Source organism: Dyella sp. GSA-30, from assembly GCF_027924605.1.
Lineage (GTDB): Bacteria > Pseudomonadota > Gammaproteobacteria > Xanthomonadales > Rhodanobacteraceae > GSA-30.
This window is the reverse complement of the sequence record NZ_AP027042.1, coordinates 4,432,501-4,445,713: the sequence shown is the minus strand read 5'-3', so window position 1 is coordinate 4,445,713 and position 13,213 is coordinate 4,432,501. Positions and strand designations below refer to the sequence as shown.

Here is a 13,213-nt window from a genome sequence, read left to right as displayed (position 1 = left end):
GTAATAACCCGGAGATTAAAAACATGAGCGATCGCCGCGATTTTCTTAAAGCCTCCTTGCTGGGGGCCTCGGCCTTCGCGCTGAGCGGTACCTTGCCGGCGCAGGGTGCGCCGGTGTCCAGGACAAAGGCCGCAAGTGCCGCGCGGGTCATTTCCACCTGGGACTTTGGCGTCGCTGCCAACCAGGCGGCCTGGGCGGTGCTGTCCAAGGGCGGCCATGCGCTCGATGCCGTGGAACAGGGCGTGCAGGTGCCGGAAGCGGACCTGAAAAACCATAGCGTGGGCCGCGCCGGCTATCCCGACCGCGACGGTCACGTCAGTCTGGACGCCAGCATCATGGATGCCGATGGCAACTGCGGTGCCGTGGCGGCGCTGGAGCACATTGCCCATCCCATCAGTGTGGCGCGCCGCGTCATGGAGCGCACGCCACATGTCTTGCTGGTCGGCGAAGGTGCCTTGCAGTTCGCGATCGAGCAGGGCTTCAAGAAGGAAAACCTGCTGACGCCCGAATCGGAGCAGGCCTGGAAAGAATGGTTGAAGACCGCGCACTACGAGCCTTCGATCAATAGCGAAGTACACGACTACGGCAAGACCGGCCTGCCCGGTGGCGCCCACAATCACGACACCATCGGCATGTTGGCGATCGACGACCAGGGTCGCCTGGCCGGTGCCTGCACCACCAGCGGTATGGCGTGGAAGATGCGCGGTCGCGTCGGTGACAGTCCGATCATCGGCGCCGGTCTCTACGTGGACGGCGAGGTGGGCGGTGCGACGTCGACCGGCGTGGGCGAAGAAGTGATCCGCAATGCCGGTAGTTTTCTGGTCGTCGAGCTGATGCGCCAGGGACGCTCGCCGCAGGAGGCCTGCCAGGAAGCGGTGATGCGTATCGTCAAGCGCCGGCGCGAAGCATCCAAGACCTTGCAGGTGGGCTTTCTCGCCATGAACCGTCACGGCGAAGTCGGCGCGTATGCGATCCAGCATGGTTTCTCGTATGCCATCTGCGATGCAAAGAAACAGGATGGCCTGGTTCCTTCGCAAAGCGTCTACACGACGAGCTTCACATGACCCTGGAAATTGCCGTCAATTCGGTTGCCTCTGCGCTGGCTGCGCAAGAGGGTGGCGCATCGCGCGTGGAGCTGTGCAGTGCGCTCGAACTGGGTGGTTTGACGCCGTCGCCGGCGACCATCGCGATGGTGCGCGAGCGCCTGCGTATTCCCGTCTATGTGCTGATACGCCCGCGTGCGGGCGATTTTCTTTACAACGACCTGGAATGCGAGGCGATGCAGCGCGACATCGAGTACTGCGCCGCGCAGGGTTGCGACGGTGTGGTCATTGGCGTGCTGGATGCCGATGGCCATGTCGATAAGGCGCGTTGCCGGCCGCTTGTCGATGCCGCGGGGAAGCTGGGTGTGACATTTCATCGTGCCTTCGATCTGACGAGTGCACCCGGGCAAGCCTTGGAAGACGTCATTGCGCTTGGGTGCGAGCGGCTGTTGACCTCAGGTGGTCAGGCAACGGCGCCGGAAGGTTCCGCATCGATTCGCCAATGGGTGCTGCAGGCTGCGGGGCGCATCGCGATCATGCCTGGAGCGGGTGTGTCGGCGCAGAACGTTGCCGCGTTGAAGGCTGCAACCGGGGCTGATGAGTTTCATGCTTCGGCGAAGAAGGCGTTGCCCTCCGGGATGCATTGGCAACCTGATGGCCTGCGGGATATGCAGGGCGGGGAGTGGCGTTCGGAGGTCGAGCAGGTGCGCGCTCTGGTTGCGGCGCTTGCCCCCTCACCCCCGGATCAAGTCCGGGGCAGGCTCTAACCCTCTCCCCCGGCAAAGCCAGGGGAGAGGGAACAGGACTGAGGCAAGCTTTGCTCCCTCTCCCCTGGCTTTGCCGGGGGAGAGGGCTGGGGTGAGGGGGGCTCTTGCCTTACATCAAGCTACAAACTGCAATCGAGCCAACTCCGCATAAAGCCCATCTTCGGCCAGCAGACTCTCATGCGTGCCCTGCGCCACGATGCGCCCGCCATCCATCACTACGATGCGATCGGCACGCTTCACCGTCGCCAGGCGATGCGCGATGACCAGCGTGGTGCGGCCACGCTCCAGTCGCTCCAATGCCTTCTGAATAGCCGCTTCGGACTGTGCATCCAGCGCCGATGTCGCCTCGTCGAGCAGCAACAACGGCGCATCGCGCAGAATCGCGCGAGCAATGGCAACACGCTGGCGCTGACCGCCGGACAGGCGCACACCACGCTCGCCCAGCTCCGACGCATAGCCGCCACTCAATGCACTGATGAATTCATGCGCTTCGGCCGAAGCAGCCGCCTCTCGCACTTCATCATCGCCGGCATCCTGGCGACCGAAGCGGATATTGTCCGCAGCCGTGCCACTGAAGATCACCGTCTCCTGCGGTACCAGCGCAATCGCTCCGCGCAGCTCGGGTAACGCCAATGCCTTCAGGTCGATCCCGTCTAAGCTGATGCGACCCCGCTGCGGATCGTAGAAACGCAGCAGCAACGCAAGCACCGTGCTCTTGCCCGCACCGGAAGGGCCGACCAGGGCGACTGTTTCGCCAGGGCGCACGTCCAGCGTGAAGTCGTGCAAGGCCGGTGCATCCGGGCGGCTCGGATAATGAAACTCCACATGTTCGAAACGCAGCGCGGCGCGTGTCGGTTTCGGCAGTGCGATGGCCGGCTCGCGCGTGACGATCTCCGGTGTTTCCGCGAACAGTTCGCTGATGCGCTCGGTGGCGCCGGCGGCACGCAGCACGTCGCCCCAGACTTCGGAAAGGCTCATCAATGCGCCAGCGGAAAACAGCGCATACAACACGAACTGGCTGAGTACGCCGGCTTGCATCGTGCCGTCGAGCACGTCATGCGCACCGGCCCACAGCACCAGGGTGATGGCACCGAAGAACAACACGATGATGGCGGCGGTAAGAATCGCGCGCACGCTGATGCGGCGACGTGCGGTGGCCAGGGCGAGCGCAATGGCACTGCCGTAACGCTCGCTTTCGACGCCCTCGCGCGCATACGCCTTTACCGCGGGAGCCGCGTTGAGCGTTTCGTTGGCGATCGCCGCGGCATCGGCCAGGCGGTCCTGGCTGGCACGCGACAGCTTCTGCACGCGCCGGCCGAAGATCAGGATCGGTAACAGCACCACCGGGATCACCAGGCCGGTCAGGCCGGCCAGGCGTGGGCTGGTCCAGATCATGGCTGCCGTGGCGCCGATCAGCATCACCACGCTGCGCACTGCAATGGAAATGCCCGAGCCGATCAGGGCCTGCACCACTTCAGTGTCGGTACCCAGTCGCGACGTCAGTTCGCCGACGCGGCTGCGCTCGAAAAAGCCGACGTCGAGTCGGATCACATGGGCATAGAGCTGGCTGCGCATCGCTGCCAGGGCACGCTCGCCGAGCAGGGTGATGCAGAAGTAGCGAGCGGCGGTGGCAAAGGCCAGCACGACCGCCACACAGAACAGGCCGAGAAAGGTCTGGTTGATCGCCTCGGCGTTGGCAGCGCTGAAGCCCTGGTCGACGATCTTGCGCACGGCGGCCGGCAGGACCAGCGTGGCGCTGGATGAGATAGCGAGAAACACCAGCCAGCCGATCGCCAACGCACGGTGTGGTCTCAGGAAAGGCCAGAGTTGAACCAGCGCGCCAAGGCGGCGTTGGGGCTTGGGGTCGGTCGCCGGGGGTACGCTCATCGCTATCGCCGTGGTTCGGAAGCCTCACACATGGGGGCTTTACCCGCTCATTCAACAATTTGAGCGCGTCGAGCTCAAGCGCCGGCGGAGTCGGTAACGCCGATGGATAGCTGTTTTTGCGCAGGGCGTCGCAGCCAGGCATCGCGCCATCGCAGAAAAGGCCGCTCGACCGCGTAGTGAAGCAGGGCGCCGGCGAGCAAGGTTGCCAGCGCGTAGCAGGCGAATGCCGCCAGGCCGTGGACCTGCGGATACGCCGCCAGGGCCTTCTGGGCCAGATGAAACACCGCCTTGTGACTCAGGTAGAGGCTGTAGGAGGCCAGCGCCAGCCATCCCGCACCCGGAACGCGCCAACGTCCCAACCAGCTTTGCGTGCTGCTTGCCGCGCAAACCAGTAGGGCCAGGCCCAGGGAAAGCAGCGGATAGCCGATCGACGTCGCTACAAAACCCGTACGGTCGGTAAAGATCCACATGGCGGCGGCGACCACGGCCAGGCCGACAAGCATGACCCCATTGGCCTTCGTCTGTATGCGTGTCCACCACGCCGGCCGCCATACCTGGATCGTCGCCAGCACCACGCCGGCGAGCAGGCCATCCAGACGCGAGTAACTGGCGTAGTAGATATGTTCGAGAAAGATCGTGCCGTAGCGGTTGTCATCGGCGTTCTGCACGGGTTGCATCCAGTGCAGCCAGATAAAACTGCGCAACGCGATGCCGCCAAGCAGGATGAGCAGGCAGACAGTGACCGTCTTGCGCAGTGACGCGCGCCGCGTCAGCAGCCAGGCCAGCAGGGGAAACAGCAGGTAGAAATGTTCTTCCACGCACAGCGACCAGACATGCGAGAAAGCCAGGTTCTTCGTCGTATCGATCAGCAGGTTGATCGTGTAGGTGAGGAACTGCCACACCGGCTGCATGCCCGGCTGTTCGCGAAAGTCCGGCCAGAGCGCATATAGCGCCAGCACGACAAAGAACGCGGGGAAGATGCGAAATGCGCGGCGCAGATAAAAGTCGCTAAAGTCCAGCGATTCGCCGCGCGCCAATGGCTTCAATACCTGCGAGCCGATCAGATATCCGCTGAGCACGAAGAACAGATCCACGCCCATCCAGCCGAATTGCCAGTAAGGGCGGATCTCGTCGGTGATGTCCCAGACGATGTACGCGTGAAACGTCATCACCCAGACGATGGCAATCGCACGCAGCAGGTCCAGACCGGGTAGACGGTTCACGCGAATCCTTGGGTTTCCCTTCCATCATCGCCACGCCGGCGATGCAGGCGCCCGAGTCTAGGTGTGCGTGCTGCGCGATGCAGGGCGGTCGACTGGCTTTTTTATGGCAGACGCCGTGGATGGATGCGCCCGCGGCTCATATCGGTGATCCGTGCCTGCGCTTCGTCGACCAGACTTTCGGGCAGGCCCAGTACCAGCGACACGCCGGTAGCATCGAACGCCTCGTGCTCGATCTGTGCCATCCAATCCTTGAGCCGTGCCTTGAGCAGGGCCAGTTCGCCGAACTCGCAATGCAGCGCGAGCTGCGCCATCGCCACGATCGGCGTACGCGGTGCACGGCGCAGGCATTCGGCCGCACTGCCGCCGTACGCGCGTACCAAGCCGCCCGCGCCAAGCTTGATGCCGCCATACCAGCGCGTCACGACCACCACCGCGCGGTCGATACCTTGTCCTTCGATCGCCTGCAGGATCGGACGTCCCGCGGTACCGCCGGGCTCGCCGTCGTCATTGAAGCGATAGTCCTGACCGATACGGTAGGCCCAGCAGTTGTGCGTGGCGGCCGGGTCGCTCACCTGGCGCACGAAGGCGAGTGCGTCATCGGCCTTGGTTACCGGTGCGGCCTGGGCGAGGAAGCGGCTTTTCTTGATCTCTTCGGCGTGCTGGCAGATAGCGTCGAGCGTGTACAGCGTGTCGCTCATGGTTGCAGCAGTTGGTCGCGCAGGTCGGCGGGCAACTCGTAGTCGGGGTGATCGCGGTGGAAGTCGGCCAGCCGCTTGCGCGCATCGTCGCGCTGGTTGCTGGCGAAAAGGCTGCGGATTTTCTGCAACTCCTGCTCGGGCGTAGCGGCCTTGTCGAAGCTCATGTCGTTAACCGGCGCAGGAGCGGGCATAGCTTGCTCCGCCATGGGTGGCGGAGCCATCGGAGCGGGCATCGCCTGCGTAGGCATCGGCGCAGCGGATCTGCGTGCAGGTGCGGACTGCGAGCTGGCTCCAGCTTGCTGGAAGGCACGTTCGACCTGCGCGGCCCGATCCGCGACGGCCGGTGCCGCCTCGGGCGCTGCTTTCATTGCCGCGTCGGCCTGTCGATCCACGATTTCCGAAGGTGGTGCGGGCGGTGCGGGTGGGGCAGGAGGAGGCGCCGGTACCGGGTTGCTGCTTGCCTCCTCTACCAATGGGGGCTGCGGTCGCACCATTTGTTTGTGCTGCGCCAGAGCCTTCGGAGATGGGATCTTGGCTGGCTCGGGCGGTGCGATGATTTTCGGCGGTGCCTGCAACGATGGGCTTGACTGTGCCGCTGTTCGCTCGTGATCCACCGGAGGTAGTGCTTGCGTCGCCACCGTCTGTGCTTCGTGCTGCACTGCGGCCTCACGAAGTTCGTCCTGTTTGCTCGGCATCTGCCCCATACGCCAAGCCAGACCAGCGGCGATAACCAATGCCGCGGCACTACTCAGCGCGACAGGCCAACGTGCACGTCGGTGTACGGCGACCGCCGGCTTCACCGCTTCGGCCGCTGCCCGACGCACGGCGGCATCGAGCGCGGCGGGCGGCTCGATGGTCGGCAGCTTGCGGTACAGCGAAGACAGTTCGTCTTCGCCGGGCAGGCGTTCGTCGTCGGGGGCGTGTGGCGTCGTCATTCGGCCAGCTGTTCGCGCAGTCGGTTCATGGCATAGCGCAGTCGCGATTTAACCGTTTCGCGGCCGGCACCGGTGATCTGGGCGATTTCCTCCAGGCTCAAGTCGTTTTCCAGCCGCAGCAGCACGGCAGTACGTTGCTCATCGGGCAGTTGTTCGATCGCCAGCTGCAGGCGTCGGCGGTGCTCGAAATCGGATAGGGCGTGTTCGGGCTGTTCGTGTTCCGGAATTTCGTGCCGGGCCAGTGCCAACTCGGCTTCCTCGCCCTCGGCCAGTGGGCGCTTGCGGCGGTAGCTGTCGATCAGCAGATTGTGGGCGATCTGCAGCAACCAGGTGCTGAATTTGGCCTGTGCCTGGTAACGCACCCGGGCGGCGATCACCCGGCTCCAAGTGTCCTGGAACAGCTCCTCCGCAGTACTGCGGTCGCGAGCGGCCCGCAACAGGAAGCCGAAAAGCTTGGCACGATGACGCGCATACAAAGCCTCGAAGGCGGCTACGTCGCCTTGCGCATAGGCCAGCATCAGCGTTGCATCCTCGTCCACGGCGACATCCATGGCATAGAGGTTAAGGGAAAGTGTAGGGAAGGTGCCAGATGGCACCGCCGTTTACGGGATCACGCTCCCCGCCGTCGGCTCCCGGAAGTCCCGTGGCGTCAGCACTTGCGTCAGCCGAAAAATGCCTTCGCGCACCTTGCGCGGCATCACCACATCCAGCACCGTGGTCTGATGCGGCCCCAGCACGTCCATCAGGTCGTCGCCTTGCCGCATGTTGGCCGCCGCGTGGTGTACCAGCCCGGTGAGGTCGGCCGGTTGCATGTTGACGCTGTACGGCCGATGCGCCTGGACGGCGGTGCGCAGCGTCTTGCGGCCATCGCGGGGATCGGCGATGCGTTCGCTACCAGCGAGCAGCGCATGGTTCAAGAACATCGAGATCACATGCCGCGCCCGCGAATTGGCCTGTCTGTCCAGCATGAAACCCTGCGGCATCCAGTCCGGGTTCGGTGGCGTACCCGCTTCCAACAGGAAACGACTGTCCACTAAAGGCTCATCGGCTTCGTCCGTCAGCCGCACGATCAACAGGCTGCGCGGATCGTGGATATGTACACGCGGCGAAAACGGACCGACCGGTTCCAGCTCGACCGGCTCCTGATTGCGCGCGGCGTTTTCCTTGTCGAAGTCGTTACACAGCGCGGCGTAACCGGTTGCGTCGGAGATACGCAGGCAGCGCACGATGCTGTCGACCGTGTGATCCGCTCCAGCGGTCATGATGCCGGACGTATCGCCCGAGTGCGACGCACCGGGAATCAGCTTGAATGCACTGCGTGGTGCCTGGGTGACGTTGAGCGCCAACGTGTCCGCGCTGTTGCGCGTCAGCACCGCGTGCCGGGCATTGAGGTTGGCAGCAGCGACGCGTATCACGCCATCGGAACCATCCTCGCCGGTATAGCTGTTGATGTGATCGTAGAGCGCGCGATCGGGACGGTCGCCGGTCAACACGAATTGGAACTGCCCATGTGCTGCCGGATCGCCGCCATGAATGTGATCGAGGTTCAACGACAGCGACTCGGCGCTACCCAATTCCAGCCAGTCGAGTATCCGCTGGCCCGGTTCGACATGGTTCAACCATGACTTCAATTTTCCCAGGCTACCCTTGCCTAGTTGCGCCAGCGCCGAACCGAAATTCGCCGGCGCCAGCATGATCAGATGACTGAGCCGGATCGTGCTGTGCGCACCGGGCCGCTCGCGTTGAGCCCGCAGCCACTCGCGCACTACCGGGCCGCCGGTGGAGTGGGCGACGCAGGCAAAGCGGCTGTCGAGCAGATGCAGGTCGCGCAGTGCGTGATCGAAGCCGCGCACCAGGTCGCCCATGGTGACGGTGTCGTCAAAGCTCACATATTCGGAAAGCCACAGGTCGGCAATCGTCAACCCCAGGCCGGCAGCCGCGGCGCGCTGCTGCACCCGCGTGGGAAGCTCGCCATAAGTGGATGTATTGGTAACGCTCCAGCCGTGCACGAAAACCAGCGTGGTCATGATTCGACTCCTTGCCTGGGCCGAAGTATCGCGCGATCGGATGACAGCCTGTTCGACGTATGTCGCATCAGGCGGCTAAGCTGATAGCAACAACGAGGGAATATCCATGATTCTTGGCATCTGCGCCTGTTTGCTGATCGTCGGTCTGTTGCTACGTCGTTGGCGTTGGTCGCGTACGGGCACGGCCGCGCTATGGCTGTCTGCGTTGCTGGTGGTGCTGGCCGGTTGCGGGCCGCTTCCGCGCTGGTTGATGAGCGGGCTGCAGTCACCTTACGCCCTGCGTACCGATGCCGATTGGGCTCAGCGCAATGCCATCGTCTTGCTAGGGGCGGGCACGGAGCGAGTAAGCGGTGACGATATCGAACCGACCCTGTTTGCCTATGGCCGCATCGATACCGCCGCCGAGCTTTATCGCTCCTGCCACCTGGCCGATCGCGATTGCAAGGTATTGGTCAGCGGTGGGGATCCACAGCATCACGGTGTGGCGGAGGCGGTGGTGTATGGCAAGGTGCTGGAGCGACTGGGTGTGCCGGCGAGCGATCAGATCATCGAGCCACGCAGTGCCAGTACCTGGCAGAACGCGCAGTTCAGTCGGCCGCTGCTGGATGGTTATCAACCCGAACGTACCTGGCTGGTGAGCTCAGGTTTGCATCTTCGTCGTAGCCTGCTTTATTTCGCGCATTTCGGGATACGGCCGGAGCCGGTGCGTGGGGATTTTATGGGGGCTACGTTGAGTGTGTGGCCATCCGCTTGGAATCTGGCGCTGACGGATGCGGCGTTGCATGAGTATGTTGGGGCTTGGCGGTATGACGTTTATGAGTTTATGGGCTGGAATGCGCCGAAGGTGAAGTAGGGGGCTGTTGCCCCTCAGCTCGTCGTCCCGGCGAAGGCCGGGACCCAGTGACTGTCATGCTTGACGTGACTCTTCTACTTCGTCATTCCGGCGTAGGCCGGAACCCAGTGGCGTCAGTGTTTGGTTCTTGCCGGGATGCTTCGGCGACCTGGCCGCTTACGCAGCGGGCGTTTCACTCGCCTGCCGGCGAGCGAGTCACTTTTTCTTTGCTGGCCCACGCTTGCGCGTAGCGCATGCGAACGGCGAAGCCGGCCCGGAGGGCGGAGGACCTTTAGGTCCGGAGTAAAGAGAAAGTAACCCAAGAGAAATGGCCTGTGGATCAAGAGCTCTGAGCAGCATTGAGAGATAAAACCGTTCGTACCGCCTACTCGAACCGACAGGGGACGCTTCTGGCGCTTCTGAGGTACGCCGAATCTGTGCGCGAGGCGTCGCGGCAGTGAGGACTTAAGGTGTTCCTTCACCTTCGCCTACCCCTCTCGTCATTCCGGCGCAGGCCGGAATCTATTCTTCAGGCTCTCGCTCGTCAGATAACGTTTTGCTAGCGGAAACCTTGAGGAATGGATTCCGGCCTGCGCCGGAATGACGAAGTAGGGAGGTTTGGGGCAAGGAGTGGGGTGGCGCTCTTACTTACTCCTCACTCCTCTCCACTCGCTCCTACCATCACAAATCCCGAATCACCATCAACCGCAACTCACTCATATCATCGATCGCATACTTCACGCCTTCGCGTCCGATGCCCGAATACTTCGCCCCGCCATACGGCATGTTGTCGACGCGGAAGCTCGGGATATCGTTGACTATCACGCCGCCCTGATCGAGTTCGTTCCACGCGCGCATCGCATGATTGAGGCTGTCAGTGAATATGCCGGCCTGCAGACCATAGTCCGAGTCGTTGACCATCGACACCACGTCGTCGAATGTCTTGAACGGTGCGAGCAGGGCGAAGGGGCCGAATACTTCCATGCGATTGACCTTGGCGGTTTCGGGCACGTTCTCCATCAAGGTCGCTTCCAGCATCGCGCCGGTGCGCTTGCCGCCGCATAGCAGTTTGGCGCCGGCCTTGCGTGCTTCTTCGATCCAGTCATGCAGGCGTGTCGCCGCGACTTCATCGATCATCGGGCCGATAAAGGTGTCTTTCTTTTTCGGGTCGCCGGATTTCAGTTTCTTGGTGGCGTTCACCAGCTTGCGCTTGAGTTCGTCGTAGATCGATTCGTGCACGTAGATGCGCTGCACGCTGATGCAGCTTTGCCCGGACTGGTAAAACGCGCCGAAGATGATGCGTTCGACGACCTTGTCGAGTTTCGAGGCCTGATCGGCATCGACGATGCAGGCCGCATTGCCGCCCAGTTCCAGCGTGACTTTTTTGTGGCCGGCCTTGGTTTTCAGATCCCAGCCGATCTGGCTGCCGGTAAAGGACAGCAGCTTGAAGCGTGGATCTTCGACCAGGGGCGAGGCGTGCTTGCCGTCCAGGTTGAGGATCGAAAAGGCGCCTTTGGGCAGGTCGGTTTCGGCCAGGATTTCACCGATGATCAGCGAGCCGATCGGCGTGCGTTCGGCCGGTTTGAGCACGAACGGACAACCCGCGGCGATCGCCGGGGCGACCTTGTGCGCGACCAGGTTCAACGGGAAATTGAACGGCGTGATGAACGACACCGGCCCGAGCGGCACACGCTTGGTATAGCCGTGATAGCCGTCCAGGCGTTTGGCGATTTCCAGGTTGATGGTTTCGCCGTTGATGCGCACGGCCTCTTCGGCGGCGATGCGGAAGGTTTCGATCAGGCGGGTGACTTCGCCGTCGGAATCCTTGATCGGCTTGCCGGCTTCGACGCAAAGCGCATAGGCCAGTTCTTCGCGGCGCGCTTCGAAACGATCGGCGCAATGCTGCAACACAGCCTGGCGTGCCCATGGCTTGAACTCGCGCATCGGTACAGTCGCTTTCACCGCTGCAGCAATGGCTTTTTCCACCGCTGCTGCATCGGGCACGGCGACGCGGGTGGCGCGCTTGCCGGTGTACTTGTCCGTTACGTCCATCATTTCCTTGGACGTTTGTGCCTTGTTGGCCAGGTAGTAGGGGTAGCTTTTCTCAAGCATGGAAGACTCCGGATCAGACCGCGGCGCTGAGCTCGCGGATCTCTTCGTTGAGGATGCGATGGTTTTCCGAGTAATCGATCATCAGGTCGATCAGATGCACGCCGCCCTGGTCGAAGGCGCGTTGCAAGATCGGCAGAAACTCGGCGGCGCTCTGCGGGCGATGGCCATGTGCGCCATGCGCTTCGGCAAAAGCGACGAAATCGGGATTGCCCAGTTGCATACCGTAGTCGGCATAACCCATTTCGGCCTGCTTCCAGCGGATCATGCCGTACGCGTCGTCGCGCAGCAGCAGGATGACCAGATCGAGCTTGAGACGAATCGCTGTCTCCAGCTCCTGTGCGTTCATCATGAAACCACCGTCGCCGCAGATCGCCATGACCTTGCGATGCGGATAGACCATCTTGGCCGCCATCGCCGAGGGCAGGCCGGCGCCCATCGTGGCCAACGCGTTGTCGAGCAACACGGTATTGGGCTGGCGTGCGCGGTAATAGCGCGCATACCAGATCTTGTACATGCCGTTGTCCAGGCACAGCACGCCATCGTCGGGCATGAACTGGCGCGTGATGTCGACGATGCGCACCGGATGCATCGGGAAACGATCATCGTCGCTGTACTGCTTGAGCTGCAGATGAAATGCCTTGCGCACCTTGTCGAAATAGGTGAAGTCCCAGTGCTCCTGCTTGCTCAGCGCATCGGTCAGCCGCTCGACGGTATGGGCGATGTCGCCGACCACCTCGATCTGCGGGAAGTACACGGTGTCGACTTCCGCGGACGAGAAGTTGATATGGATAACCGTGCGCCGTCCCTTGTGCATGAAGAACGGCGGCTTCTCGACCACGTCATGGCCGACATTGATCACCACATCGGCGGCGTCGATGGCGCGATGTACGAAATCGCCATCGGACAGGGCGGCATTGCCAAGCCAAAGCGGATGCGCCTCGTCGATCACGCCCTTGCCCATCTGGGTGGTAAAGAACGGGATACCGAGCTTGTCGATGAAAGCGCGCAGGGCGACAGTAGTGCGTTGACGGTTGGCCGCCGCACCGATCATCAGGATCGGATGCCTGGCGCTGTTGATCGCTTCGGCGGCCTGCACCAGCGCCGCATCGTCGGGCGACGGGCGGCGCGCGTATTCGGTCGGCAGCAGGATGATTTCATCCACTTCGTCGCGTGCGATGTCTTCGGGCAACTCCAGGTGCACGGCGCCGGGGCGTTCTTCTTCGGCGCGGCGAAACGCTTCGCGCACGCGTGCCGGAATGGTCGGCGCGGACACCAGTTGGCGGGTGTACTTGGTCAGCGGCTGCATCATGTCGACCACGTCGACCAGCTGAAACAGGCCCTGTTTATGCGTGCGGATCGGTTTCTGGCCGGTGATCATCAGCATCGGCATGGCGCCGAGCTGGGCATAGGCCGCGGCCGTCACCAGATTGGTGGCGCCAGGGCCGAGCGTGGATAACGCAACACCCGCTTCGCCGGTCAGCCGGCCCCAGGTCGCTGCCATGAAGCCGGCGGCCTGTTCGTGGCGGGTAACGATCAGGCGAATCGATGATTCGCGCAGTGCTTCGACAAAATCGAGGTTTTCTTCGCCGGGAACGCCGAAGATGCTGTGGACACCTTCGGCCTCTAGAGCCTTTACGAACAACGCAGCCGCTTTCATTCGTCACTCCATTCTTAAACAGCGTTCTCTTA

General features: G+C 62.7%; 11 protein-coding genes. 3 read left to right on the top strand and 8 right to left on the bottom strand.

Going from position 1 to position 13,213, the window contains the following annotated elements; translation table 11 throughout:
• Positions 1–23 precede the first annotated feature (23 nt).
• Both QMG46_RS18750 and QMG46_RS18745 read left to right on the top strand, forming a co-directional pair.
• On the top strand, positions 24–1,064 hold the full coding sequence (locus QMG46_RS18750) for a glycosylasparaginase (RefSeq protein ID WP_281849388.1): 1,041 nt from the start codon (positions 24–26) through the stop codon (positions 1,062–1,064).
• Positions 1,061–1,810, top strand: coding sequence for a copper homeostasis protein CutC (locus tag QMG46_RS18745; protein ID WP_281849387.1), 750 nt, complete (start codon positions 1,061–1,063; stop codon positions 1,808–1,810). Before QMG46_RS18750 ends, QMG46_RS18745 begins: the two co-directional genes overlap by 4 nt.
• Before the next feature lie 114 nt (positions 1,811–1,924).
• On the opposite strand, the gene QMG46_RS18740 is transcribed toward QMG46_RS18745, so the two are convergent.
• The 6 genes from QMG46_RS18740 to QMG46_RS18715 form a co-directional block, all read right to left on the bottom strand.
• Positions 1,925–3,697, bottom strand: coding sequence for an ABC transporter transmembrane domain-containing protein (locus QMG46_RS18740; RefSeq protein ID WP_281849386.1), 1,773 nt, complete (start codon positions 3,695–3,697; stop codon positions 1,925–1,927).
• Between the two features lie 74 nt (positions 3,698–3,771).
• Positions 3,772–4,866, bottom strand: coding sequence for an acyltransferase family protein (locus QMG46_RS18735; RefSeq protein ID WP_281852925.1), 1,095 nt, complete (start codon positions 4,864–4,866; stop codon positions 3,772–3,774).
• 155 nt (positions 4,867–5,021) lie between these two features.
• Entirely contained in the window at positions 5,022–5,618 is a 597-nt protein-coding gene (locus QMG46_RS18730; protein ID WP_281849385.1) for an IMPACT family protein, read from the bottom strand.
• Positions 5,615–6,553: a hypothetical protein gene (locus QMG46_RS18725; RefSeq protein ID WP_281849384.1), complete on the bottom strand. Its 939-nt coding sequence runs from the start codon at positions 6,551–6,553 to the stop codon at positions 5,615–5,617. Before QMG46_RS18725 ends, QMG46_RS18730 begins: the two co-directional genes overlap by 4 nt.
• Positions 6,550–7,104 (bottom strand): RNA polymerase sigma factor, encoded by a 555-nt coding sequence (locus tag QMG46_RS18720; RefSeq protein WP_281849383.1) that lies wholly within the window; start codon positions 7,102–7,104, stop codon positions 6,550–6,552. The genes QMG46_RS18725 and QMG46_RS18720 overlap by 4 nt, the downstream gene beginning before the upstream one ends.
• Before the next feature lie 51 nt (positions 7,105–7,155).
• Positions 7,156–8,580 carry a lipase family protein gene (locus tag QMG46_RS18715; protein ID WP_281849382.1) on the bottom strand — a complete coding sequence of 475 codons (1,425 nt, stop codon included), beginning with the start codon at positions 8,578–8,580 and terminating at the stop codon, positions 7,156–7,158.
• A 106-nt stretch (positions 8,581–8,686) separates the two neighbouring features.
• Between QMG46_RS18715 and QMG46_RS18710 the strand changes: the two genes are divergently transcribed.
• Complete coding sequence (locus tag QMG46_RS18710) at positions 8,687–9,433, top strand: YdcF family protein (protein WP_281849381.1); 747 nt, start codon at positions 8,687–8,689, stop codon at positions 9,431–9,433.
• 660 nt (positions 9,434–10,093) lie between these two features.
• Here QMG46_RS18710 and QMG46_RS18705 read toward each other — a convergent pair.
• Both QMG46_RS18705 and QMG46_RS18700 read right to left on the bottom strand, forming a co-directional pair.
• On the bottom strand, positions 10,094–11,524 hold the full coding sequence (locus QMG46_RS18705; RefSeq protein WP_281849380.1) for an aldehyde dehydrogenase family protein: 1,431 nt from the start codon (positions 11,522–11,524) through the stop codon (positions 10,094–10,096).
• A gap of 13 nt (positions 11,525–11,537) precedes the next feature.
• Positions 11,538–13,181 (bottom strand): acetolactate synthase large subunit, encoded by a 1,644-nt coding sequence (locus QMG46_RS18700; protein ID WP_281849379.1) that lies wholly within the window; start codon positions 13,179–13,181, stop codon positions 11,538–11,540.
• Positions 13,182–13,213: the final 32 nt, after the last annotated feature.